Origin of the sequence: Pseudomonas sp. NPDC087814 (assembly GCF_044742865.1) — a bacterium.
Taxonomy (GTDB): Bacteria; Pseudomonadota; Gammaproteobacteria; order Pseudomonadales; family Pseudomonadaceae; genus Aquipseudomonas.
In genome coordinates this window covers 68,920-93,395 of sequence record NZ_JBIUVK010000005.1, presented here as the reverse complement: position 1 = coordinate 93,395, position 24,476 = coordinate 68,920, and the positions used below count along the sequence as shown (strand labels likewise).

The following is a 24,476-nucleotide window of genomic DNA, read 5'->3' as shown; positions in this document are numbered from 1 at the left end:
GGTAGTGTATCGAAAGTTTTATGAGCTATTTTAGGAGTGGTACGAAGTGCCTGATATACGTTTATAAAAAATGGCACGATTAACTAGATCTAAAATGCACTTTCCTCTATTTGGGTTACGATTTCAGATGTGGGTGTTTTTAGTTTTACTATTTGGCAGTTTTTGATGTTTTTTGATGGTGGTACTGTTAGGTATCCCAGTTCTTCAATTAAGCAACGAAATACAGCTGAGTGAGAGACTATCAGAATATTTTCATGTTTGTTGATGGAGTTTATACTGCTCATTATACGTCTCTTAAAGAGATCTTTGTTTTCTACGCTGGAGTAAAAGTTAATATTGGCTCTGGCGTTTAGGCTCTTGTAAGTTCCCTCAAGCTCTCCAAAGCAGCGCTCTTGTATTCCCGGGAGAATTGAGATTTCAGGCGTAATACACTGCTGCTTTGCTATGATTTGTGCGGTTTCATAAGCTCGAATTAGAGGGCTGCTATAGATTTTTTTTAAATGGATTTTGGACAGTTCTATAGCAGCATTCTTCGCCTGCGCGCGACCTTCATCATTAAGCGGAGTGTCAATGCTCCCCATCCATAAATTATTGATATTGTAATCCGTTTGTCCGTGTCGAATATACAATATCAAGACGTATCTCCTGTTTAAAATATTAAAGCATTATGAATTGGGTGTGGCGGATTGGTGTTGTCTGGATACTGCAATTTCAGCCAACTATCGAGGACTTTAGAGAACTCCTTGCTTTTTTCTCTCATTTCTAAAAATAAAGGGCATTCGGCGCGGTTGTTTTTTGTTATTTTTTCTAATGTTTCTCTGTTTTTTGGGCATTCTATTGTTTGCAAGAAATCTTGGTATATTCCAAGGATTTCAGGTGTGTATGCGTTGTCGATTCCGATATCTTGGACCCGCTCTAACACTGTCTTGTCTAGAATGTTTGCGAGTAGCTCGTTTTTTTCTGTTTGAGCAGAAAGTGCTGTTTCAGCTATCGAGATTACACCGCCAAAATATAATAGTTTTCGTGAAAAGCGGAGCTTTACATTTCTTAGTCCCCAGGACTTGCTGCTCTCCGTTACTTTAAATTCAAAGTCGGTTGTAATTGTTCGGTAGTATCTAATTATATCGTTGAGCAGGAACCGAGAAATTTGTCTTTCAGGGTCACCTGCTTTGATATATTTATTCAGAAGGTCAGTTCTATATGCTTTGAAGCGCTCTTCACCATATAGCCATTTTCCTTCAAGTAAAAACAACATTCTTCTAGTCAGAAGTATGTTGAAATCTTTGTCTCCACCTATGTTTTGTAACATTTCATTGAAGTTTACTACTACATCAGAACCAAATGTTCCAGTGTCCCCGGCAGGTTTTTTGATATAGCTCTCAACTATTGTGCGTATTAAGGTCCGCTCAGTCTGTAAGCTATCTTCAGATTTATCAGAGTCGAAAAAAATAAATAAGTCTAAGTCTGATTCTTTTGAAGCCTCACCCCTTCCGAAGGAGCCAGTTGTTACGATGGTTAGTCTATCTTTAAACGGACTTTCTGCTAGCGCTTTCTGTAAATCGCTCCTCATTGACTCCATAATCGCTTGGGAGTGTTTATATGCTTTATCTATAGATTGAAAGCCTGAGAATCGGTCAGTGGTCATTTTTAATTCCATTTAAATTTATTGTTTGTTGTTTGTCTTCGTCTTCGGTTTCTTGTGAAAAAACTTTAACTTTACTTTCTTTTTTGCAGCTGTATCTGCTGCTGTCTTCTTTGTCGGGCAATATGGAGTATGTTCTTTTGGTGAAGCTTATTTTTGAATTTGAAATACAGCTTGGAATTACTTTGCTTTTTAAAATTCCATTTAGTTGGATGAATAATGACTTGTGCTTTTGCTGCCAGCTTTTTTCACTTTTGTACAGATCTCCTTCCTCTAGAGGGATGGAAGACTCCATGAAAAATATCTCACTTGTTTTATCTGAGATAATACCAATTTCATCGTTTATTAATCCAGAGTATACTCTTTCTTTCATAATCCAAAAAGCATCTAGGATGCGGTGGTCTTTTTTTGGAGTGTCAATAAAGGATGCGTGTGCAATAGCTAGCTTTGAGTGAGTTGAAGAAAATCCAGTAAAGTATGTGTGTGAGCGTGTTATTCCGTCGATGGTGTCGATATTTATGGGGCTGTAAAAAAGGTCTCCACCATCTTCTTTGGATGCGTTCATGTTCAAAAGTTTGTGAATAAAACCCAGGTCGCAATATTTTTTGAGTATTAGGCTGAGATCTTTGCCAAGCCTTTGTTTTCCGTCAATTATTTGCTCGCCAGCTTCATGGTGACCATAGCCTATCGTTTCTTTTATTAAAGGCTCAGCACTATGTGATAATGGGGCGTGGCCTATATCGTGCAAAAGGGCCGCGATTACTAGTTGCCTTTTTAAATCGGGAGAATAATTGCGCTTTTCTGCAACGTAAGCTGCGAGTGCTGCTACATGAAGTGAGTGCTCTGCACGACTTCGACTTTGTTTAGAGATTTTTTCAGTTCCTGGATACGTATAGTCTAGCGCGCCAAGAAAAGATATATCGTATAATCTTTTAAAAGGTTTGGACTGAATGATGAGTGACATGATCTCGTCACTAACTATTGTGTTAATCCAGTAGTTAATGGTGTCAGGATCATCTATGGCCGATGGCCACATTGCGATATTATCAGAAAATTTATAATTCATTCTTGAGACATCAAAGATAGCAATGAGGGGGCGTCATGATTTACCTCAAGCCAAAATTCCATAAGAGTATATATCATGATTCCTACCATGCATCTTGCGCTAAAGGCGTCGCTATATTAATTAATAGGCTCGCAAAACTTTCTATAGCATTGCAATTGCCTATCATTTTTTCACAACTCCGCAATCCTAAATGATCTGGATTATCAGTCCCTGACGAAGCTCTTGTCAAAAAAATGTCTAGCGTGCTTCTGGTATCTGACGGGCGGCCTTTCCGGCGCTGGGATGTCGGTCCCGAGCGTCGTCCTCGATAGGAGTTGCAATCAGTTTTGCACGCGATTTCTAGTCAGGCCAAAATTGTAAAAGGCTTTGTCTATCCCCAAGAGATGTGAAACTCGCAAACCTCTTTCTGTCGAAAGGCTCCTTTAATTCCCATACCGGTCTACCATGCTCACCCCCGGCAGTGGTTCCACGCGCTACCGACCTCAATCTCAAGGTATCGCCCATGACCTCTTTCACCCGCACCACACCATTCCGCATCTCATCCGAGGCATCCCAATGAGCATCGACCAAATCAGCCTCCCAAAAGGCGTAGGCCCGCAGGCCATCAAGCTCCTCGACGCCATCACCGGTGCTGACACCAAAGAAGACCTGAACCGCGCAGGCGGCAAGGCCGAAGGTTTTGTATTGGGTCTGGAAAGCGCCAAGGCCATCAAAAGCCAAATCGCCGAGTCGTTGTATGTGGCATACGACGACGCGGCGAGTAATCGGTTGGGTGAGTTGAAGGGCTAGTCCCGCAGGACCGCGTTGGGCTCTACGCCCGAGGTGTTTCGCGGTCCATCAGTTTGCCGATCAGCAGCACACTCAATTCGCTCAGCTGGTGTATGGCCAATGCCACGTCGCGGTCTTTGCCGGTCAGTTCGTCGGACAGGTCGAGCAGCAGGGCGCTGACGGAGGAAACGGTTTCGTAGCTGTTGGCGATCAGGATTTCGCTGCTGACGCCGGAGGTGACGCTGAAGAGGGCGGTTGTCTCTGGGACTGTCTCGGCATCAGTGCCGGGATTGAGGTAGTGATCAATGGCGCGCTGGGCAGCCTGGTGGAGTTTTTGATCAGGCGTGTTAGGAGGATTCGGCGTTACTTTGAACATGGTGCAATTCCTGAATGGGGCCGACACCCTTTCGCTACTACACAATAGGGTGGCAGCTGTACGCAGGTTAGTAGACCGGGGAATTACACAAAGCCGGCGCACCCGAAGGCGCCCTACGCACAGCCACCATCAAGCACAGACAGGAACGTCTGATAGATGCAGCTCATGCACTATGTGTAATTGACCCTAGGGCTACTAAACCCGATCACTGAGTTTTCAGCGACCGAGCAACCTTAGAGATGGCCACCCAGGTGCACAAGCCGGCGGATTCTGACGTAAGCGTAGGCAATGGAGCAAGGTGGTGTTGTCTTTCAAAATGACGGATTTACCCCGTTGCCCCGCGTTAGCGTTGACGTTTTTCGCGAGCAAGCTTGCTCCTACAGGGCCGTGTGAACTTTTACCGGTGTGTAGGACGTCCAAGCTGTAACGAACCCTGAGCCAAGGACACGCGATGATCACCTTCCTTATTTTTCTTCTGGCCTGCGGTGCCGCTGCGAGCACCGGCATCATCTTCAAACCGGGCGACTGGTACGCCACCCTGGTCAAACCCAGCTTCACCCCACCCAACTGGCTGTTCCCGGTCGCCTGGACCATCATCTACCTGCTGCTGGCTTGGGCTGGCTATCGCTTGACCCTGATCCCCGGCAGCGAAATCGTGCTGGCTCTATGGGCTGCACAGATCGCACTCAACACCCTGTGGACGCCGGTGTTCTTCGGCGCCCACCGGATTTTCGCCGGGATGGTGATCATCACGCTGCTGTGGCTGGTAGTGGCCGCCATGGTGCTGCTGACGGTGCGTCTGGATTTGATCACCGGGCTGATCCTGTTCCCGTACCTGGTGTGGCTCAGCGTTGCGGCTGCGTTGAATTTCTCCATCCTGCGCAATAACCGCTGAGCCTGGCGGCGTGGGCAGAGGGCGGAAACATCATTGCCATGATGCCCACGCACACTGGCCAAGGTGAACATCTCTTTTAGAGATAGAGGGAATATCGAATTGGGAACTCACACGCTGTGGCCTGCTGAAGAACATGAACTGGCGCAAATGCAGCGCTTTAACCAGAAGCTCGCCTGGATGCCGCGTTTTCGCATCCGCAACCGCGTGACGCCCCGGGTGATCCAGGCGCTGTTGCGCTCCAGCCAGATGGTGGCCGGCAACAAGTTGCTCAAGCATGGCCTGCACGCTGAAAGCCGGCGGGTGGGCTCGGTGCCGGTGCGCATCATCCGGCCGAAGGGCAAGGCCAGGGGCGTGGTGCTGGATATCCATGGCGGCGGCTGGGTGATCGGCAATGCGCAGATGAATGACGACCTCAACGTGGCCATGGTGAATGCGTGCGAGGTGGCGGTGGTGTCGGTGGATTACCGGCTGGCGGTGAATACGCCGGTCGAAGGGATTCTGGAAGACTGCCTGGCCACGGCGCGCTGGTTGCTCGGGGACTGTGAGGAGTTCGCCGGCCTGCCGGTGATCGTTGTCGGCGAGTCTGCCGGGGGGCACCTGGCGGCGGCCACGCTGCTGGCGCTGAAGCAATCGCCCGAATTGCTGGCGCGGGTGAGCGGGGCGGTGCTGTATTACGGCGTCTACGATTTGACCGGTACACCGAGCGTGCGCACGGCGGGGCGGGAAACGCTGTTGCTGGACGGGCCGGGCATGGTGGAGGCGCTGCGTTTGCTGACGCCGGGCCTGAGTGACGAGCAGCGTCGGCAGCCGCCGTTGTCACCGTTGTATGGCGACCTTGCCGGGCTGCCACCGGCGCTGATGTTTGTGGGGGAGCTGGACCCGTTGCTGGACGATACGCTGCAGATGGCCGAGCGATGGGCGGGGTCCGAGGTGTTTTTGTTACCGCAGGCGGCTCATGGGTTTATTCATTTTCCGACGGCGATGTCGGGCCGCGTGCTGGCTTACAGTCGCGAGTGGATAACGGGTCGTTTACGCTCGGTTGGTTGATATTGGATTTTTACAACAAGGCCACATGGAAAGATGAAAATAAGAAAGTCGTTCATCGCGTCGCTGGGGATTTTATCGCTGGTTCAAACGTCACTGTCCTTTGCGGACAACGCTAACGGGAAAAACATTTATCTGCAGCGCTGCGCCATGTGCCACGGCGCGGATATCAAAGGCACGGGACCCTTGGCGAATAAAAGCAATCCGCCTACGCCTGACCTGACAACGGCTACTTTCAAAAAACGCTTGAGTGATTATCCGGGCGTTATCGTGTCGTCCGTCATTCTTCGTCCAAATGGCGACCTGATTCCCAGAACGTTGCGGGAGAACGGTGTGAGGTTGTCACCGTTCACCTGGAAAGTTCAGGACTTCCGCGACTTGAATCAGTACATGAGTGGAGTGATTTCAAAAAGCCGATGATGCTGCTCGTTCCCACGCTCTGCGTGGGAATGCATCCCGTGACGCTCCGCGTCACCAACAGCGGGACGCAGAGCGTCCCCGGCGGCATTCCCACGCGGAGCGTGGGAACGATCAGTCAGCAACCGCTCAACGCTACTTGCGGACGCTCACCTGCAAAGAAGAACGGCCGCAACCGCACGCCCACGCTATTCCCGATAAACGCCGCCACCAACCACACCCAGCCATGCAGGCTGCCCGACGCAATCCCGCTGAAGTACGCGCCGATATTGCAGCCGTACGCCAGGCGCGAGCCGTAACCCAACAGCAACCCACCGATCACCGCGGCGAACAGCGAGCGTGCCGGAATTTTGAGGCTTGGAGCGAAACGCCCGGCCAATCCCGCAGCCAACAGCGCACCGAGGATGATGCCGACGTCCATCACACTGGTGACGTCTTCCCACACCGGCGCCGCCAGGGCCTTGGCATTGCCCGGCATTTGCCAGAACGCCCAGCTGCCTACGTCCACGCCCAACCCGCCGGCAACCTTGGCGCCCCACAGGGCGAACGCCGAAGTGATACCCCATGGCCGCCCGGCCAGTGCCAGGGTGGCGTAGTTGAGCAGGGCCAGGCCAATTGCGCCCCACACCAATGGCCATGGCCCGCGCAGGAAGCGGCGCAGGCCCTGGTGCTGGCTGGTGACGCCGGCTTCGAGTTGCCCGTGACGACCTTTTTCCAGGCGCACGGTGACTGCTGCGATGATGCTAAATACGGCCAGGCTCAGCAGCAAGGCCGGCACCACGCCGAAGCTTTTGACGATGGAAACCGCCGGGAACGAAGGCAGCGAGAACCACCAGTCGACGTGGTGAGTCGCGATCAACGAACCACAGATAAAGAAGAACAGCGTCACCAGCATGCGCGCGTTACCACCGCCCACGGTGAACAGGGTGCCGGACGCACAACCGCCGCCCAGCTGCATGCCGATGCCGAAGATGAATGCCCCGAACACCACCGAAACCCCGGCCGGCGCCACCAGCCCGACCACGGGTTGGCCGAACAGCGTGCCGGCCCCCAGCGCGGGGAAGAACAGCACCACGGCAATCGCCAGCATCACCATCTGCGCACGCAAGCCCGCGCCACGCCGGTCGGTGATGAACACCCGCCAGGCCGAGGTGAAGCCGAAGGCAGCGTGGTACAGCGTCAGGCCCAGTGCGGCGCCGACCACCAGCAACAGCACCTGGCGCGAGCCGACGCTGTTTTGCAGGAAGACGGCGCCGAACAGCAGGATGGCAAACGCCAGCAGGGGCGCGAGCGGCTTGCGCGCTGAGGTTGTGGATAGGGAAAGGCTCATCGGGAATCTCGGGTGATGTGGGTTAAGGGCGAGGTGGCGAAGTATAAACCTCGCGCTCCGCCACTGGCGCCTTGAAAAGCAACGCCAGCGCCACGATCACCGACAGCGCCACGGCCACTGCGCCCGCCAGGTACACCGATGCCACTCCGGCCACGCCGGCCAAGGCGCCGATCAGCGGGGTGCTGACCCCCAGCGAAATATCCAGGAACGCCACATACGCACCCATCGCCAGGCTGCGGGATTGGGGCGGCGCGCGCTTTATCGCCTCCACCCCAAAGCCGGGAAACGCCAGGGAGTAGCCGAAGCCGGTCAGCGCCGCGCCCAGGTAGGCGGTCAAGGCGCTGTCTGCGCCCCAGATCAACAGCTGCCCGGCGGCTTCGATTATCACGCACACCAGCGCGACCTTGGCACCGCCGATCTTGTCGGGCAGGTGCCCAAAGAAAATCCGCGCGCCGATAAACGCCAGACCAAAGGCGGTAAACGCCAATGACGCATTGCCCCAGGCCTTGGTGGCAAACAGCAGCGCGATAAACGCGGTAATCACGCCAAACCCGACGCTTGCAAAGGCCAGGCCCAACCCCGGTACCCACACCGAGCGCAGCACCTTGAAAAACGAGGTGCGCCGCTGGCTGGTCGGCGCAACGCCTTGCGCTCCGGCGACGATGGCCAGTGCCAGCAGCGGAATCACCATGGTCCCGACGGCGATCCCGCTGAAACCCCACTGGCTATTCACCGCCACTCCCAGGGGCGCCCCCAGGGCAAACGCGGCGTAGATTGCGATGCCGATCCAGGCCATGACCTTGCCGGTATTTTGCGGCCCCACCAACCCGACACCCCAGCCCATCGAGCCGGTCACGATCAGGCTTTCCCCCAGCGCCAGCACCACGCGCCCGGCGAGCAACACCCACACCGAGACCACCGGTGATGCCACAAACGCCAGGGACGCGAGGTAGATCAAGCCGGAGCTGGCCGCCACCAGCATGCCCACAAGCATGGCGCGCTTGGGGCCGCGCATATCGGCAAAATTGCCGGCCCAGGACCGCGACAACAATGCCCCGGCAAACTGCGCACCGATCACCACGCCCACCACCAGCGTGTCCATGCCCAAGGTGTTGTGCAGGTGCAGTGGCAGCACCGGCAGTTGCATGCCGATGATCAGGAACCCGACAAACACCGCCAGGGTGATGGGCAGTAATTTCAGTACCACTGGGCTTACCAATCCAGACATGAGTTGAATCCTCTGACGGGCATCAGCCCAGGCGAACGGAAAGCTCGACGTCGTCACCGATCGGCACCGACAGGTAGCCGTTTGCTGGCGAGCGCACCCGGGCCAGGTAGTCGGGGCAGTAGTCGGTGTTGTCGGCGATGATCAGCGCGCCGGGCTTGAGGCGGCTTTCCACCAGGTTCAGTACATCGCCATACAGGGCTTTGGCGCCGTCGAGCAGCAGCAGGTCGACGCTGTCGGGCTGGCCGGTGGCCAGGGTGACCAGGGCATCGCCTTGGCGGATCTCCACGAGGTCGCTCACGCCGCCTTGCTCCAGGTGTTGCCGGGCGAGAGCGATCTTCGAGGGCTCGAACTCGCTGCTGATCAGCGTGCCGCCGCCGTTGTCCCGCAGGGCGGCCGCCAGGTGCAGGGTGGACAGGCCGAACGAAGTACCGAACTCGACGATGGCCTGCGCTTTGCTGCTGCGTGCGAGCATGTACAGCAGGGGGCCGGTGTCGCGGGAGACGGGCAACCACAGGTCTTTCAGCATCCCGTAGAGTGCCAGGTAGTCGGTCTTGCTGCGCATCAGGCGGTCGCGTTCTTCGTGGGTCACTGTGTTGATGACGGGGCTGGTGGCGGCATCGGCCTGTGTGTACAGCCGTTCAATCAGGGCCGCCATCGGGGCCGAGGTAAGCGTATTCATGGGGATGTCCTGCTGCAGGTTGAGCGCCGTGAGGCGCCGGGCTAGTATGCGAATGATTCGTCGCATTTAAAGTATGCGAACAATTCGTCACATTCGCTATTCGCATTCCAACGGCAGCAGGAGCGCCCCATGACCGATCGCCAGACCTCGCAGATTTCCTCACGCAAAGAGCCCAAACAGGCGCGGTCCACCGAGTTGGTGTCGGCCATTCTGGAGGCGGCTATTCAGGTTTTGGCCAAGGAAGGCGCCAGCCGTTTCACCACCGCCCGTGTCGCGGAAAAGGCCGGTGTCAGCGTGGGGTCGGTGTACCAGTACTTTCCCAACAAGGCGGCCATCCTGTTTCGGCTGCAGACGGATGAGTGGCAGCAAACCTCGCAGATGCTCAGCCGCATTCTGCAGGACGTCAGCCAGCCGGCCCTTGAGCGGTTGCGGGCGTTGGTGCATGCGTTTATTCGTTCGGAATGTGAAGAGGCGCAGATGCGCGTCGCCCTGAGCGACGCCGCGCCGCTGTACCGTGATGCGCCCGAAGCCCATGAGGTTCGCGCAGAAGGGCAACAGATTTTCCAGGCGTTCATGCTGGAACTGCTGCCGCAGGTGCCTGAAGCCACCCGCGCTTTGGCTTGCGATTTGATCGCCACCACCTTCAGTTCGGTGGCAAAGGAATTCTCGGGAAGCCCGCGCACTGAGGCGCAAATCACCGCCTATGCGGATGCCATGGCGGATATGTTCAGTGCCTACGTGACGGTGCTGAACCAGACAGCACGATGACCCGCAGGGCGGGCCATCGCTTGCAGCGCTTGCCTTAGCGGCGGTTCAGCCACACGGTCTGCGCGTTGCAGAATTCCCGCACACCGAAGTGCGACAATTCCCGCCCGAAGCCGCTCTTTTTCACACCACCAAACGAGACCCGGGGATCGGACACGCTGTAGGCGTTGATAAAGATCCCGCCGGTTTCCAGCTGGTTGGCGATGCTGCGTGCCTTCTGCGGGTCGGTGGTGAACACACTGGCGGTCAGGCCGAACTCACTGTCGTTGGCCAGGGCCACGGCGTGGTCCGCATCGCGGGCGGTGATGATGGAGGCGACCGGCCCGAACAGTTCCTGTTTGAACGAGGTCATCTGGTCGGTGACGTTGGCCAGCACGGTGGGGGCGTAATAGTTGCCCGCGCCTTCGACTTTGTTGCCGCCCAGCAGCAGGGTGGCGCCTTCGGCCAGGGTGGCCTGGACCTGGCCGTCGAGTTCGTCCCGCAGGTCGAAGCGGGCCATCGGCCCGATGTAGGTCTCGGTGGCGGTCGGGTCGCCCATCACCAGGTTGCGGCTGGCTTCGAGGAATTTGGCGGTGAAGGCTTCCACCACGCCTTCTTCGATGATCAGGCGCTTGGCGGCGGCGCACACCTGGCCGGAGTTCTGGAAACGGCCGATCAGGGCGGCTTGCACGGCTTCGTCGAGGTTGGCGTCGTCGAGCACAATGAACGGGTCGGAACCGCCCAGCTCCAGTACGCATTTTTTCAGCGCGGCCCCGGCCTGGGAACCGATGGCCATGCCGGCGCGCACGCTGCCGGTGAGGGTCACGGCGGCGATGCGCGGGTCGGCGATGGCTTTGGACACGCCGTCCTGGGTGACGTTGATCACTTCGAACAGGCCATCGGCAAAGCCGGCGCGCTGGAAGGCTTGTTTCATCAGGTACGCGCTGCCCATCACGTTAGGCGCGTGCTTGAGCACGTAGGTGTTGCCGCTGAGCATGGTTGGCACCGCACCGCGCAGCACTTGCCACACCGGGAAGTTCCACGGCATTACAGCGAGGATCGGGCCCAGCGGGCGGTATTCGATCTGGGCGGTGCCGTTGTCCACCAGGGTGGCTTCCGGGGCCAGCATGGCTGGGCCGTGGGCCGCATACCACTCGGCGAGTTGCGCGCATTTTTCGATTTCGCCACGGGCCTGGGCGATGGGTTTGCCCATTTCCAGGGTGATCATCTGGGCCATTTCTTCGGCCTGGTCGCGCAGGGTGCTGGCCAGGGCCAGCAGCAATTCGGCGCGCTGGGCGACGGGGGTATTGCGCCCGTTGCGGAAGGCGTTGATCGAGCGGGTGAGGGCGGCATCCAGCTGCGCCTCGGTTTCGTACGGGTAGCTGGCGACCGTTTCACCGTTGGCGGGGTTGATCGACAACGCGTGGGTCTGGGAGGAAATGGAGTTCATGGCACCGTCCTGCGCAGTGAATGGGATGGAGGCCAGCGTACGGGGCTGTATCTTTTTCGGAAACTGAATAATATTAAGCAATACGTTCACGTTTGGAGAATGACTTGGATCTGGTCCAGCTGGAAATTTTCAAAGCCGTTGCCGAGCAAGGCAGCATCAGCGCTGCCGCGCAATTGATCCATCGCGTGCCGTCGAACCTGACCACGCGGATCAAGCAATTGGAGCAGGACCTGGGCGTGGACTTGTTTATTCGCGAGAAGAGCCGATTGCGTTTGTCACCGGCCGGGTGGAATTTCCTCGGGTATGCGCGGCGCATTCTTGACCTGGTGCAAGAGGCCCGGGCGACGGTGGCGGGGGAGGAGCCCCAGGGCGCGTTTGCGTTGGGCTCGCTGGAGAGTACGGCGGCGGTGCGTATCCCGGCGTTGCTCGCGGCGTATAACCAGAAGCACGCCAAGGTCGAGCTGGACCTGACCACCGGGCCGTCCGGCACGATGATCGAGGGTGTGTTGTCGGGGCGGCTGGCGGCGGCGTTTGTCGATGGGCCGGTGTTGCACGCGACGCTGGAGGGCGTGGCGGTGTTCGAGGAGGAGATGGTGGTGATTGCGCCGTTGCATCACGCGCCGATCACCCGGGGGCGGGATGTGAGCGGGGAGAGCATCTACACGTTTCGTTCGAACTGTTCGTACCGGCATCACTTCGAGCGCTGGTTTTCACAGGATGGCGCGGTGCCGGGGAAGATCTTCGAGATGGAGTCGTACCACGGGATGCTCGCGTGTGTGAGTGCCGGTGCCGGGTTGGCGCTGATGCCGCGGAGCATGCTGGAGAGCATGCCGGGATTTACGGCGGTGAGTGTGTGGCCGCTGACCGATACGTTCCGGATTCTGAATACCTGGCTGATCTGGCGCCGGGGTACGGTGTCGCAGAGTCTGAACAGTTTTGTGCAGTTGCTGGAAGAGCGTGGCCTGGCCCTGGCATCGTAGCCGTAGCAGCTGAGCCCCGGCGAGGCTGCGATGGCGTCGGCACAGTCGACATTTATGGTGCCTGACCCACCGCTATCGCGGCCTCGCTAAAGCTCGACGGCTCCCACATTTGATCTTTGTCAGCCGCCAAATTGCAGGTGTACTGCTTGCATCGAGTTGCACCAACCATACGAGCGCGGACTGAAGGCGGGAGTAGATCTCCTGTGGGAGCTGTCGAGCTTCAGCGAGGCTGCGAAGGCGTCGGCACAGTCGATATTGAGGGTGCCTGACCCACCGCTATCGCGGCCTCGCTAAAGCTCGACGGCTCCCACATTTGATCTTTGTCAGCCGCCAAATTTCAGGGGGACTGCTTGGGTCGAGTTGGACCAGCCACACGAGCGCGGACTGAAGGCGGGAGTAGATCCCCTGTGGGAGCTGTCGAGCTTCAGCGAGGCTGCGAAGGCGTCGGCACAGTCGACATTGAGGGTGCCTGACCCACCGCTATCGCGGCCTCGCTAAAGCTCGACGGCCCCCACATTTGATCTTTGTCAGCCGCCGAACTGGAAGGTGCCCATGGCCAGCTTGGCCATCAGGGCGCCGGCGCCCAGTTGCACCAGCCATAAGGCCAAACCACCGAGGAATACGCCGAGCGCGACTTGCAGCACCAGGCTTTTCTGGCGCTTGGCGGGTGGTGGGCGCGGGGTGAAGTGGTCCAGTTCGTCGCGGTCGGCACGCAGGTCCAGGTCGTCGTTTCTCATAGGATACTCAAGGGGAAGGGACTGTCTTGCTGTCAGTCTAGGGGCAGCGGACTGAAAGCAGCGAATTTTTAGGGGCTGAACACCCGCTCTTGAAGGCAAACCACCCACCCTGTGGCGAGGGAGCTTGCTCCCGTTGGGCTGCGCAGCAGCCCCAGTTCAGGCACCGCATTCATTCATAAAGTTCACGGTGGCAGGTTTTGGGGCCGCTTCGCAGCCCAGCGGGAGCAGGCTCCCTCGCCACAGGGGGCGCGGTTTTCAGAATGAAAAAGGGGAAGCCACCGGCTTCCCCTTTTTTTGCATCACAACAGGCTTACAGCACCTGAACGATGGCCTTGGTCACTGCATCAATGTTTTTCTGGTTCAACGCCGCCACACAGATACGACCGGTATCCAGCGCGTAGATACCAAACTCGTTGCGCAGGCGTGTCACTTGTTCAACGCTCAGGCCGGAGTAGGAGAACATCCCGCGCTGGCGACCGACGAAGCTGAAGTCGTGGCCCGGAGCAGCCTTGGCCAGGTCAGCCACCATCTGCTCGCGCATGCCGCGAATGCGCAGGCGCATTTCCGCCAGTTCCGCTTCCCACTGGGCACGCAGCTCAGGGTTGTTCAGCACCGCCGCCACAATCGCCGCGCCGTGGGTCGGCGGGTTGGAGTAGTTGGTGCGGATCACGCGCTTGACTTGGGACAGGATGCGCGCGCTTTCTTCCTTGGAGTCGGTGACGATGGACAGGGCGCCCACGCGCTCGCCGTACAGCGAGAACGACTTGGAGAACGAGCTGGACACAAAGAAGGTCAGGCCCGACTCGGCGAACAGGCGCACCGCAGCGGCGTCTTCGTCGATGCCGTCGCCAAAGCCCTGGTAGGCCATGTCGAGGAACGGCACGAGGTTTTTCGCCTTGACCACGTCCAGCACTTGTTGCCAGTCGGCCGGGCTCAGGTCGACGCCGGTCGGGTTGTGGCAGCAGGCGTGCAGCACGACGATGGACTGTGGCGGCAGGGCGTTGAGGTCTTCCAGCAGGCCGGCGCGGTTTACGTCGTGGGTGGCGGCGTCGTAGTAACGATAGGTTTGCACCGGGAAGCCGGCTTTTTCGAACAGCGCCTGGTGGTTTTCCCAGCTCGGGTCGCTGATGGCGACGACGGCGTTGGGCAGCAGTTGCTTGAGGAAGTCAGCGCCGATTTTCAGGGCGCCGGTGCCGCCGACCGCTTGGGCGGTGATGACGCGGCCGGAGCTGATCAGCGGCGATTGCGCGCCGAACAGCAGCTTTTGCACGGCCTGGTCGTAGGCGACAATACCGTCGATCGGCAAGTAGCCACGGGCGGCGTGTTGCGCCACGCGAATGGCTTCCGCTTCGGCAACGGCACGCAAGAGTGGAATCTTCCCCTCCTCGTTGCAGTAAACGCCCACGCCAAGGTTCACCTTGGTGGTTCGGGTATCGGCGTTGAATGCTTCGTTGAGGCCCAGGATTGGATCGCGTGGTGCCATTTCGACAGCGGAGAACAGGCTCATTTTTGCGGCAGCTCTATAGAGAGTGGAGGGACGTGTCGCGCTCCAGCCGAATGCACTAGAGCGGTGCACAAACGGGGAGCTAGTATAGAGGCCATCACCGCTCGCGGCGACAGCCGAAACGGCTTTTCGGCCAAGTTTTTCGGTTTATTTACCGACCGTTAGTCTTATTGCAACATGGGTGACCAACGGCATGTAGGACGATTGCCTTGAAACCCGTCACATTCGCCTCCACTTCTACAGCTATCATGGTTTTTTCCTGCAACCTGCGCCGAACAGTCGCGGGTCGCGGTCTTTTTCGTCCCCGTTGCTTTTTCCGGCCCCGGGGTGACTCAAGAGGTACGTTATGTCGGATTTCCAGCTAGTCACCCGCTTCGAGCCCGCCGGCGATCAACCGGAAGCCATCCGCCTGATGGTCGAAGGCATTGAGGCCGGCCTCGCGCACCAGACCTTGCTCGGGGTGACCGGCTCCGGCAAGACTTTCAGCATCGCCAACGTGATCGCCCAGGTGAACCGCCCGACCCTGGTGCTGGCGCCAAACAAGACCCTGGCCGCGCAGTTGTATGGCGAGTTCAAGGCGTTCTTCCCGAACAACGCGGTGGAGTACTTCGTTTCCTACTACGACTACTACCAGCCGGAAGCCTACGTACCGTCGTCCGACACCTTTATCGAGAAAGACGCCTCGATCAACGACCACATCGAGCAGATGCGGCTCTCGGCGACCAAGGCGCTGCTGGAACGCAAGGACGCGATCATCGTCACCACGGTGTCGTGCATCTACGGCCTGGGCAGCCCGGAAACCTATTTGAAGATGGTGCTGCACGTCGACCGCGGCGACAAACTCGACCAGCGCGAACTGTTGCGTCGCCTGACGAGCCTGCAATACACCCGCAACGACATAGACTTCGCCCGGGCGAGCTTCCGCGTGCGCGGCGATGTGATCGACATCTACCCGGCGGAATCCGACCTGGAAGCGATCCGCATCGAGCTGTTCGACGATGAAGTCGAGAGCCTGTCGGCCTTCGACCCGTTGACCGGCGAAGTGATCCGCAAGCTGCCGCGCTTCACCTTCTACCCGAAAAGCCACTACGTGACCCCGCGCGAAACCCTGATGGGCGCCATCGAGGGCATCAAGGCTGAGCTGGTGGAGCGCCTGGAATACCTGCGTTCCAACAACAAGCTGGTGGAAGCCCAGCGCCTGGAACAGCGCACCCGCTTCGACCTGGAGATGATCCTCGAGCTGGGCTACTGCAACGGCATCGAAAACTACTCGCGCTACCTCTCGGGCCGCGAGTCCGGGCAGGCGCCACCTACCTTGTTCGATTACCTGCCGGACGATGCCTTGCTGGTGATCGACGAGTCCCACGTCAGCGTGCCGCAGGTGGGCGCGATGTACAAAGGTGACCGTTCCCGTAAAGAGACCCTGGTGGAATACGGCTTCCGCCTGCCATCGGCGCTGGATAACCGGCCGATGCGTTTTGACGAGTTCGAAGGCATCAGCCCGCAGACGATTTTTGTCTCGGCCACGCCGGGTAACTACGAGGCCGAACATGCCGGGCGTGTGATTGAGCAACTGGTGCGCCCGACCGGCCTGGTGGACCCGCAAATCGAAATCCGCCCGGCGCTGACTCAGGTGGATGACTTGCTCTCGGAGATCACCAAGCGCGTGGCCCTGGAGGAGCGGGTGCTGGTCACCACGCTGACCAAGCGCATGTCCGAAGACTTGACCGATTACCTGGCCGACCACGGCGTGCGCGTGCGCTATTTGCACTCGGACATCGACACCGTGGAGCGCGTGGAAATCATCCGCGACCTGCGCCTGGGCGCCTTCGATGTGCTGGTGGGGATCAACCTGCTGCGTGAAGGCCTGGATATGCCGGAAGTGTCCCTGGTGGCGATTCTGGATGCGGACAAGGAAGGCTTCCTGCGGTCTGAGCGTTCGTTGATCCAGACCATTGGCCGGGCGGCGCGCAACCTGAATGGCCGGGCGATTCTGTATGCGGACCGGATTACCGGTTCCATGGAGCGCGCGATTGGCGAGACCGAGCGTCGTCGCGACAAGCAGATTGCCTACAACCTGGAGCATGGCATCACGCCAAAGGGTGTGTTCAAGGACGTGGCCGACATCATGGAAGGCGCAACGGTGCCGGGTTCGCGCAGCAAGAAGCGCAAGGGTATGGCCAAGGCTGCGGAGGAGAATGCCAAGTACGAAGCGGAATTGCGTTCGCCGAGCGAGATCACCAAGCGTATTCGCCAGCTGGAAGAGAAGATGTACCAGTTGGCGCGGGATCTGGAGTTTGAAGCGGCGGCGCAGATGCGCGATGAGATCGGCAAGTTGCGGGAGCGGTTGCTGGCGGTCTGATGATCGTTCCCACGCTCTGCGTGGGAAAGCAGCCCGGGACGCTCTGCGTCCCAAGAGCGGACGCGGAGCGTCCAGTGAGGCATTCCCACGCAGAGCGTGGGAACGATCTTCAAGCTCTTTGTGGCGAGGGAGCTTGCTCCCGCTGGAGTGCGAAGCGCTCCCAGAATTTTGGGGCCGCTTCGCAGCCCAGCGGGAGCAAGCTCCCTCGCCACAGGTTATTTCAGTGGGCTTCCCCAGCCTTGAGCCCCGCCGGCAACGCCTTGGTCAACAAGATCGCCACCATGCTGATCCCCAGCGCCAATCCCACAAAGTGAAACGCATCGTTGTAGGCCATGATCTGCGCCTGCTGATGCGCTATCTCACTCAACTTGCCCAACGCCGCCGTCTCACTCCCAAACGTCTCCGTCAGCCTGGCCATGCGCTCTGCCACCTGTGGATTGGTCGGCACAATCGCCTCACGCAGGTAATCAAAGTAGGTCTTGGTGCGCGCATCCAGCAGCGTCGCCAGCAACGCAATCCCGATCGCCCCGCCCAGGTTTCGCAAAATATTGAACAGGCTCGACGCCGACCCCGCGTCCTTCTGCATGATGTATGCCGTGGCAATCAGCGAAATTGTCACCATGATCAACGGCTGCCCCAGCGCACGGATGATCTGGATGCGGTTGAACTGGTCGCCGGCAAAGTCCGGGTTCAGCACCCCCGATGAAAAACTCGCCAACCCGAACAGCCCGAACCCCAGGGTGCACAGCCATTTGGGCGACACGTACTTCATCAGCTTGGGCACCAGCGGAATCAAAAACAGCTGCGGAACCCCCATCCACATGATCACTTCGCCGATTTGCAGGGCGTTGTAGTTCTGGATCTGCGCCAGGTACAGCGGCAGCAGATAAATCGAGCCATACAACCCCACGCCCATCCCCAGGCTCGAAATACTCGATAGCCCGAAATTGCGATTGCCGAGGATGCGCAGGTTGATCAGCGGGTTGGGCTTGGACATCTGCACGATCACAAAGGTGATCAAGCTCAACAGGGCGACGGTGCCCAGGCTGACAATCAGGCTGGATTCCAGCCAGTCCTTGCGATGGCCTTCTTCCAGAAACACCTGCAAACACCCAAGGCCCACGGCCATGGTGACGATGCCAAGATAGTCGGTGCTTTTGAGCAGGTCCCAGTTCGAGTCCTTTTTCTCCAGGCCGTACAGCAGCCCGGCGATCATGATCAGGCCCGGCGGGATGTTGATGTAGAAGATGTATTCCCAACCCCAGTTTTCCGTGAGCCAGCCGCCAATGGTCGGGCCGATGGACGGGGCGAAGGTGGCGGTCATGGCGAACATGGCCATGCCTTTGGCGCGGTGATGTTCGGGCAGCTTGATCAGCGTGAGGGTGAACGCCAGGGGGATCAGCGCGCCGCCGGTAAAACCCTGCAGCGCGCGGAATACGATCATGCTTTCCAGGCTCCAGGCCATGGAGCACATCAGCGAGGCGATCAGGAACCCGCCCGAGACCCACACCGCCAGCCGACGCGCCGACAGCAGCTGCACCAGCCAGGCGGTGAGGGGGATCATGATGATTTCGGCCACAAGGTAGGAAGTGGAAATCCACGAACCTTCTTCCAGGGTGGCCGACAGCGCGCCCTGGATGTCCTTGAGGGAGGAGTTGGTGATCTGGATGTCGAGCACCGCCATGAAGGCGCCGAGCATTACGCTCATGACTGCTATCCAGTCGCGCCGGCTCGGCTCGCCTACCGGCGGCAGCAGTTGATCACCGGCCATCTTGCGGGTCTTGGATGTTCACTTTGACCGTCACCGACATGCCCGGGCGGATTTTGCCTTGCAGCGGGTTGTCGGCGGCGAAGGTCAGTTTGACCGGAATCCGTTGTACGACTTTGGTGAAGTTGCCCGTGGCATTGTCCGGCGGCAGCAGGCTGAATTGCGCGCCGGAAGCGCCGAACAGGTTGGCGACGCGGCCTTCGATTGGAGTATCGCTGTAGGCGTCGAATGTCAGCTCGGCCTTTTGCCCGGGTTGCATGTGGCCGATCTGGGTTTCCTTGAAGTTGGCCTGCACCCAGATGTCCTGGTCCGGGACGATCGACAGCAGGTAGGCGCCGGCCTGTACGTATTGACCGTTGCGCGCGGCACGCTGGCCGATCAGGCCGCTGATGGGCGCGTGGATTTCGCTGCGGGTCAGGTTCAGTTCGGCCTGGGCCAGGTCGGTCCTGGCGTTGGCGATCATCGCGTCGAGGCGCTTGATCTCGGCGTTCAGGGCGTTGACCTGCTGGCGCTGGCCCTGCAGGTCGGCCTGGGCCATGGTCACCTGGGAGCGGGCGATGTGGTTGTCGGCGTCGAGGGTGGTGACCCGTTCTTCGGAGACATAGCCGGGTTTGCGCAGGGTTTGTGCGCGGTTCAGGTCGATCTGCGAGCGGCCGAGGGTGGCCTGGCTGGACGAGACCTTGGCTGCACCGGCGGCGATCAGGCTGGCTTGCTGGGTCAGTTTGCTCTGGGCCTGCACACGCTCGGCTTCGCGCATGGCCAGGGCGGCGTTGGCGCGGTCGACGGCGAGGTGGAAGTCGTCGCCTTCGAGCTTGACCAGCAGTTGGCCTTTTTCCACGTGCTCGTTGTCGCCCACCAGCACCTCGACGATGCGCGCACCCAGTTGGCTGGAGACCCGGGTGATCTCGCCCTGGACGTAGGCGTTGTCGGTGCTTTCATAAAAACGGCCCTTGAAGAACCACTGGGCGAAAAAGCCCCCGGCGATCAGGACCACGATAAACAGGAAGATAAACAGGCGGCGTTTGAGCGGGGCAGGCATGGCAATAATGTCGTCGACAAAAGGTAATGGAATATAGCCAGCGAACGGTCTGGCAAATAGCCATGTCGAGACTTGAGACCGGAGCTTGTCTCATATGCCCTTTGTTCGCCTCCCCACGCTGGAGCCCAAGGGCTTGGGGCTGTTACCATTCGCCCCTTGTTTCATTTTCAGTTTTATCGCCAATTCGAGACCCGCCATGACCACCGTCCGCACGCGCATCGCGCCATCGCCTACTGGGGATCCCCACGTAGGTACTGCTTACATCGCCTTGTTCAACTACTGCTTTGCCAAGCAGCATGGCGGTGAATTCATCCTGCGGATCGAAGACACCGATCAACTGCGCTCCACGCGCGAGTCGGAACAGCAGATTTTCGATGCCCTGCGCTGGTTGGGCATTACCTGGGCTGAAGGCCCGGACGTCGGCGGCCCCCACGGCCCGTATCGCCAGAGCGAGCGCAGCGACATCTACAAGCAGTACACCCAGCAACTGGTCGACATGGGCCATGCCTTCCCGTGCTTCTGCACCGCCGAAGAGCTGGACCAGATGCGCGCCGAGCAGCAGGCCCGTGGCGAAACCCCGCGCTATGACGGCCGCGCACTGCTGCTGTCGAAGGAAGAAGTGGCCCGGCGCCTGGCCGCCGGCGAGCCGCACGTTATCCGCATGAAGGTGCCGAGCGAAGGCGTGTGCGTGGTGCCGGACATGCTGCGCGGTGACGTCGAGATCCCGTGGGACCGCATGGACATGCAAGTGCTGATGAAGACCGACGGCCTGCCGACGTACTTCCTGGCCAACGTGGTGGACGACCACCTGATGGGCATCACCCACGTACTGCGTGGCGAAGAGTGGCTGCCATCGGCGCCGAAACTGATCCTGCTGTACGAGTACTTCGGCTGGGAACAACCGCAGCTGTGCTACATGCCGCTGCTGCGTAACCCGGACAAGAGCAAGCTGTCCAAGCGCAAGAACCCGACCTCGGTGACTTTCTACGAGCGCATGGGCTTCATGCCCGAAGCGATGCTCAACTACCTGGGCCGCATGGGCTGGTCGATGCCGGACGAGCGCGAGAAGTTCTCGTTGCAGGAAATGGTCGATAACTTCGACCTGTCTCGTGTGTCCCTGGGTGGGCCGATCTTCGACATCGAGAAACTCTCGTGGCTCAACGGCCAGTGGCTGCGTGACCTGCCGGTGGAAGAGTTCGCCAGCCGCGTGCAGCAGTGGGCGTTGAACCCCGAGTACATGATGAAGATCGCGCCGCTGGTGCAGGGCAGGGTGGAGACCTTCAGCCAGGTCGCACCGTTGGCGAGTTTCTTCTTTGCCGGTGGCGTGAACCCGGACGTGAAGCTGTTTGAGTCGAAGAAACTCTCGGGTGACCAGGTTCGCCAGTTGATGCAGTTGATCCTGTGGAAGCTCGAAAGCCTGCGCCAGTGGGAGAAGGATGCGATTACCGCGACTATCCAGGCGGTGGTTGAATCCCTGGAGCTGAAATTGCGCGATGCCATGCCGCTGATGTTTGCCGCGATCACCGGGCAGGCGAGTTCGGTGTCGGTGCTCGATGCGATGGAAATTCTGGGCCCGGACCTGACTCGCTTCCGTCTGCGCCAAGCCCTTGATTTGCTTGGTGGTGTGTCGAAGAAAGAAAACAAGGAATGGGAAAAGCTGCTGGGCGCTATCGCTTAAGCACGCTGTTGTAACGGCCAAACCCCGGTTTTCCGGGGTTTGCTCGGTAAGTGATTGTTATCTCGGCAAAAAATTTTGAAAATTGTTGAAAATAAATTTGACACGTTTCGAATACGCCATTAAGATTCGCCCCGTCCTCACCGACGAGGGGCTATAGCTCAGCTGGGAGAGCGCTTGCATGGCATGCAAGAGGTCAACGGTTCGATCCCGTTTAGCTCCACCAATTTACAGGTTCTAGGTCTGGCCACACCGTCCTTGAATTCGATCAGACTCAGCCTGATCACGTTGTATAGAAGGTTTGTGTCCCCTTCGTCTAGTGGCCTAGGACACCGCCCTTTCACGGCGGTAACAGGGGTTCGAGTCCCCTAGGGGACGCCAGTTTCAACAAGCAGTTCGAAAGGTCTGCTGCGCCGCGAGGCGAAAAATCCGGGGCTATAGCTCAGCTGGGAGAGCGCTTGCATGGCATGCAAGAGGTCAACGGTTCGATCCCGTTTAGCTCCACCAATTTACAGGTTCAAGGTCCGGCCACACCGTCCTTGAATTCGATCAGTCCTCAGCGCTGATCAGTTGTACAGAAGGTTTGTGTCCCCTTCGTCTAGTGGCCTAGGACACCGCCCTTTCACGGCGGTAACAGGGGTTCGAGTCCCCTAGGGGACGCCACGATTACCCGCTCTGCGGGATTTTTAAGGGTCATTCAATTATTGAATGGCCCTTTTGTTTGTCTGGCGTTTGGCCAATCCTCCTTCCTTTTTCCCTGAATGTTCTTCTGACCAATGGTCATGCCTGTGGCTTGCGAAATATTATTATGGTAATAATATTCGAAGCATGAGATTCGGAGGCAACGATGAACGATAAAAAAGCGCAAACCCGTGAACGCATTCTGCAAGCTGCCGGCGCCGCCCTGGTACAACGCGGCCCGGCCGAGCCGAGTGTGGGCGAAGTCATGGGCGCGGCGGGGCTTACCGTCGGCGGTTTCTACGCGCACTTTGAAAGCAAGGACGCACTGATGCTGGAGGCCTTCACCGAGTTGCTGGCCCGGCGTCGCGCCGCCGTCGATGACATGGACTCCTCGCTGACCGGTGAAGAGCGTCGCGCGCTGGTCGCAGCGTTCTACCTGTCGCGTAAACACCGTGACTCCACCAGCCAGGCGTGCCCGATCCCGTCCACCGTGGGCGAGATGAGCCGCCTGCCGGACGAATTTCGCCAGGCCTTGAACGAACACTGCGAACTGATGGCAGCACAGCTGGCCGCCAGCCCGGAAGACACCGACAAGGCCCTGGCCGACATGGCGCTGATGATCGGCGGCTTGTCGCTGGCCCGCGCCCTGGGCCCGGGTGAGTTATCGGATCGTGTATTGCGTGCGGCCAAGTCCGCAGTGCGTTAAGAACGGCTTCTGGCCTGAGGGATGAGCGATGGGCACGTTGAAATGGATTCGTGGCGTCAATGGCACCTTGGGCCGGCTGGCGCCGCAAACGGTGGCCAGCAAGATGCGTCGGGTGTTCATGACGCCTCGCGATTTGCCGCCACGTGACTGGGAGCTGCCGCTGCTGGCGCAGTCCGAGCGCATCACTTTGCGTTTCGGCCTGTCGGCGCTGAAGTGGGGCCAGGGCCCTGCGGTGCTGTTGATGCACGGCTGGGAAGGGCGCCCGACGCAATTCGCCAGCCTGATCAGCGCATTGGTGGACGCGGGTTATTCGGTGGTTGCGCTGGACGGCCCGGCCCACGGGCGTTCGCCGGGGCGCGAAGCCCATGTGCTGCTGTTTGCCCGTGCCATGCTGGAAGCGGCTGCCGAACTGCCACCGCTGCATGCGGTTGTCGGTCACTCCATGGGTGGGGCCAGCGCGATGTTGGCGGTGCAGTTGGGCTTGCGCACCAAGGCGTTGGTCAGCATCGCCGCACCCTCGCGGTTTCTCGACGTACTGCGCGGCTTTGCCGGCATGGTCGGTTTGCCGGCGCGAGCGCGTTCGGCGTTTATCCAGGAGGTCGAGCTGACGATGGGCATGCCTCTCAAGCACCTCGATGTCGCCCACTATCAAATGAATATCCCGGGCCTGATCGTGCATGCCGAAGACGATACCTTCGTCTCGGTCAAGGCTTGCCAGGTCATCCATGACGCCTGGTTCGACAGCCGCCTGCTGCGCCTGGAGCAGGGCGGGCACCAGAAAGTGCTGGCGGATCCGCGTGTGATCGAGGGCGTGCTGGCGCTGCTGGCCGGCCGCCACGTGCCGGAGCGCCAAACCGCCTGAGCCATGGGTTACACTGCTCGCCGCCGACATTAATCGACCGGGAGCACCCCATGGGCTGGGATTTGGCAACGCCGTTTATCATTGATCTGCAGGTCGGTGCCGAAGACATCGACGGTCTGGGGCACGCCAACAACGCCGTTTACGTGTCCTGGCTCGAACGCTGCGCCTGGCGCCATTCCCAGCGCCTGGGGTTGGACCTTAGCGAGTACCGCAGGCTGGATCGCGCGATGGCCGTGGTGCGTCATGAGATCGATTACCTCGCCGCCGGTTACGAGGGCGATGAGCTGCAGTTGGCGACCTGGATCGTCGACTGGGACCAGCGCCTGAAAATGACCCGACGCTTCCAGCTGGTACGCCCGCGTGATGGCGCTACCTTGCTGCGAGCGCAAACCACCTTTGTCTGCATCGAACTGTCCAGCGGCAAGCCCAAGCGCATGCCGTCGGAATTTCTTGAGGGTTATGGCCCTGCGCTGCAAGGCGAATTACCTGCCAGCGTCTGAAACCAGTAAACTGCGCCACGTTT

At 58.8% G+C, this 24,476-nt stretch carries 23 protein-coding genes and 4 tRNA genes; 15 read left to right on the top strand and 12 right to left on the bottom strand.

Going from position 1 to position 24,476, the window contains the following annotated elements; translation table 11 throughout:
• Nucleotides 1-89: 89 nt before the first annotated feature.
• The 3 genes from ACIOMR_RS06345 to ACIOMR_RS06335 are packed head-to-tail and all read right to left on the bottom strand — an operon-like array spanning nt 90 to nt 2,708.
• The gene (locus tag ACIOMR_RS06345; protein ID WP_401192916.1) at nt 90-635 is read right to left on the bottom strand and encodes a histidine phosphatase family protein; all 546 of its coding nucleotides are present in this window, start codon (nt 633-635) and stop codon (nt 90-92) included.
• Nucleotides 636-649: 14 nt separating this feature from the next.
• The gene (locus ACIOMR_RS06340) at nt 650-1,645 is read right to left on the bottom strand and encodes a nucleotidyltransferase domain-containing protein (RefSeq protein ID WP_401192913.1); all 996 of its coding nucleotides are present in this window, start codon (nt 1,643-1,645) and stop codon (nt 650-652) included.
• Nucleotides 1,635-2,708, bottom strand: a complete 1,074-nt coding sequence (locus ACIOMR_RS06335) for an HD domain-containing protein (protein ID WP_401192910.1) — start codon at nt 2,706-2,708, stop codon at nt 1,635-1,637. The genes ACIOMR_RS06340 and ACIOMR_RS06335 overlap by 11 nt, the downstream gene beginning before the upstream one ends.
• A gap of 555 nt (nt 2,709-3,263) precedes the next feature.
• Between ACIOMR_RS06335 and ACIOMR_RS06330 the strand changes: the two genes are divergently transcribed.
• A complete protein-coding gene (locus ACIOMR_RS06330; RefSeq protein WP_003214497.1) occupies nt 3,264-3,497 on the top strand; it encodes a hypothetical protein in 234 nt (77 codons plus the stop codon).
• A 22-nt stretch (nt 3,498-3,519) separates the two neighbouring features.
• Here the strand turns inward: ACIOMR_RS06330 and ACIOMR_RS06325 are convergent, their stop codons facing one another.
• Complete coding sequence (locus ACIOMR_RS06325) at nt 3,520-3,852, bottom strand: DUF6124 family protein (protein ID WP_087694351.1); 333 nt, start codon at nt 3,850-3,852, stop codon at nt 3,520-3,522.
• Between the two features lie 454 nt (nt 3,853-4,306).
• Here ACIOMR_RS06325 and ACIOMR_RS06320 point away from each other — a divergent pair, with 454 nt between their 5' ends.
• From ACIOMR_RS06320 to ACIOMR_RS06310, 3 genes are all read left to right on the top strand, one after another.
• A complete protein-coding gene (locus tag ACIOMR_RS06320) occupies nt 4,307-4,747 on the top strand; it encodes a TspO/MBR family protein (RefSeq protein ID WP_087694353.1) in 441 nt (146 codons plus the stop codon).
• Nucleotides 4,748-4,894: 147 nt separating this feature from the next.
• Entirely contained in the window at nt 4,895-5,794 is a 900-nt protein-coding gene (locus ACIOMR_RS06315; protein WP_401193096.1) for an alpha/beta hydrolase, read from the top strand.
• 33 nt (nt 5,795-5,827) lie between these two features.
• Nucleotides 5,828-6,211: a cytochrome c gene (locus tag ACIOMR_RS06310; protein ID WP_102368511.1), complete on the top strand. Its 384-nt coding sequence runs from the start codon at nt 5,828-5,830 to the stop codon at nt 6,209-6,211.
• Between the two features lie 115 nt (nt 6,212-6,326).
• On the opposite strand, the gene ACIOMR_RS06305 is transcribed toward ACIOMR_RS06310, so the two are convergent.
• From ACIOMR_RS06305 to ACIOMR_RS06295, 3 genes are read right to left on the bottom strand one after another with little or no spacing between them, the layout of a single operon-like run.
• A complete protein-coding gene (locus ACIOMR_RS06305; protein ID WP_401192906.1) occupies nt 6,327-7,538 on the bottom strand; it encodes a YeeE/YedE family protein in 1,212 nt (403 codons plus the stop codon).
• A gap of 22 nt (nt 7,539-7,560) precedes the next feature.
• Nucleotides 7,561-8,766: an arabinose transporter gene (locus tag ACIOMR_RS06300; protein ID WP_177035784.1), complete on the bottom strand. Its 1,206-nt coding sequence runs from the start codon at nt 8,764-8,766 to the stop codon at nt 7,561-7,563.
• A gap of 22 nt (nt 8,767-8,788) precedes the next feature.
• Nucleotides 8,789-9,445 (bottom strand): O-methyltransferase, encoded by a 657-nt coding sequence (locus ACIOMR_RS06295; RefSeq protein WP_401192903.1) that lies wholly within the window; start codon nt 9,443-9,445, stop codon nt 8,789-8,791.
• A 129-nt stretch (nt 9,446-9,574) separates the two neighbouring features.
• On the opposite strand from ACIOMR_RS06295, the gene ACIOMR_RS06290 reads away from it, so the two are divergent.
• A complete protein-coding gene (locus tag ACIOMR_RS06290) occupies nt 9,575-10,213 on the top strand; it encodes a TetR family transcriptional regulator (RefSeq protein ID WP_301050950.1) in 639 nt (212 codons plus the stop codon).
• A 34-nt stretch (nt 10,214-10,247) separates the two neighbouring features.
• On the opposite strand, the gene ACIOMR_RS06285 is transcribed toward ACIOMR_RS06290, so the two are convergent.
• A complete protein-coding gene (locus tag ACIOMR_RS06285; protein ID WP_401192899.1) occupies nt 10,248-11,639 on the bottom strand; it encodes an aldehyde dehydrogenase family protein in 1,392 nt (463 codons plus the stop codon).
• Between the two features lie 104 nt (nt 11,640-11,743).
• Here ACIOMR_RS06285 and ACIOMR_RS06280 point away from each other — a divergent pair, with 104 nt between their 5' ends.
• Nucleotides 11,744-12,619, top strand: coding sequence for a putrescine utilization regulator PtrR (locus ACIOMR_RS06280; protein WP_003214475.1), 876 nt, complete (start codon nt 11,744-11,746; stop codon nt 12,617-12,619).
• 527 nt (nt 12,620-13,146) lie between these two features.
• Here ACIOMR_RS06280 and ACIOMR_RS06275 read toward each other — a convergent pair.
• Together ACIOMR_RS06275 and ACIOMR_RS06270 are read right to left on the bottom strand one after the other, a co-directional pair.
• Nucleotides 13,147-13,356 (bottom strand): hypothetical protein, encoded by a 210-nt coding sequence (locus ACIOMR_RS06275; protein WP_017478782.1) that lies wholly within the window; start codon nt 13,354-13,356, stop codon nt 13,147-13,149.
• A gap of 310 nt (nt 13,357-13,666) precedes the next feature.
• Nucleotides 13,667-14,863 carry an amino acid aminotransferase gene (locus tag ACIOMR_RS06270; protein ID WP_008438775.1) on the bottom strand — a complete coding sequence of 399 codons (1,197 nt, stop codon included), beginning with the start codon at nt 14,861-14,863 and terminating at the stop codon, nt 13,667-13,669.
• Nucleotides 14,864-15,206: 343 nt separating this feature from the next.
• Between ACIOMR_RS06270 and uvrB the strand changes: the two genes are divergently transcribed.
• Entirely contained in the window at nt 15,207-17,222 is a 2,016-nt protein-coding gene (gene uvrB / locus ACIOMR_RS06265) for an excinuclease ABC subunit UvrB (protein ID WP_008438773.1), read from the top strand.
• Nucleotides 17,223-17,442: 220 nt separating this feature from the next.
• Here the strand turns inward: uvrB and ACIOMR_RS06260 are convergent, their stop codons facing one another.
• Together ACIOMR_RS06260 and ACIOMR_RS06255 are read right to left on the bottom strand one after the other, a co-directional pair.
• Entirely contained in the window at nt 17,443-18,993 is a 1,551-nt protein-coding gene (locus ACIOMR_RS06260) for an MDR family MFS transporter (protein WP_008438772.1), read from the bottom strand.
• Nucleotides 18,983-20,029, bottom strand: coding sequence for an HlyD family secretion protein (locus ACIOMR_RS06255; protein ID WP_401192893.1), 1,047 nt, complete (start codon nt 20,027-20,029; stop codon nt 18,983-18,985). The genes ACIOMR_RS06260 and ACIOMR_RS06255 overlap by 11 nt, the downstream gene beginning before the upstream one ends.
• 196 nt (nt 20,030-20,225) lie before the next feature.
• Here ACIOMR_RS06255 and gltX point away from each other — a divergent pair, with 196 nt between their 5' ends.
• The 8 genes from gltX (at nt 20,226) to ACIOMR_RS06215 (ending at nt 24,453) form a co-directional block, all read left to right on the top strand.
• Entirely contained in the window at nt 20,226-21,707 is a 1,482-nt protein-coding gene (gene gltX / locus ACIOMR_RS06250; RefSeq protein ID WP_003214464.1) for a glutamate--tRNA ligase, read from the top strand.
• Nucleotides 21,708-21,854: 147 nt separating this feature from the next.
• Nucleotides 21,855-21,930: transfer RNA gene (locus tag ACIOMR_RS06245), tRNA-Ala, on the top strand.
• A gap of 79 nt (nt 21,931-22,009) precedes the next feature.
• Nucleotides 22,010-22,085: transfer RNA gene (locus tag ACIOMR_RS06240), tRNA-Glu, on the top strand.
• A gap of 50 nt (nt 22,086-22,135) precedes the next feature.
• Nucleotides 22,136-22,211, top strand: a tRNA-Ala gene (locus ACIOMR_RS06235).
• An 80-nt stretch (nt 22,212-22,291) separates the two neighbouring features.
• Nucleotides 22,292-22,367, top strand: a tRNA-Glu gene (locus ACIOMR_RS06230).
• 184 nt (nt 22,368-22,551) lie between these two features.
• Nucleotides 22,552-23,091 carry a TetR/AcrR family transcriptional regulator gene (locus ACIOMR_RS06225; RefSeq protein ID WP_003214462.1) on the top strand — a complete coding sequence of 180 codons (540 nt, stop codon included), beginning with the start codon at nt 22,552-22,554 and terminating at the stop codon, nt 23,089-23,091.
• 28 nt (nt 23,092-23,119) lie between these two features.
• Nucleotides 23,120-23,953 (top strand): alpha/beta hydrolase, encoded by an 834-nt coding sequence (locus ACIOMR_RS06220; RefSeq protein WP_102368520.1) that lies wholly within the window; start codon nt 23,120-23,122, stop codon nt 23,951-23,953.
• Between the two features lie 50 nt (nt 23,954-24,003).
• Complete coding sequence (locus ACIOMR_RS06215) at nt 24,004-24,453, top strand: thioesterase family protein (protein WP_177009373.1); 450 nt, start codon at nt 24,004-24,006, stop codon at nt 24,451-24,453.
• The last annotated feature ends 23 nt before the right edge of the window (nt 24,454-24,476 follow it).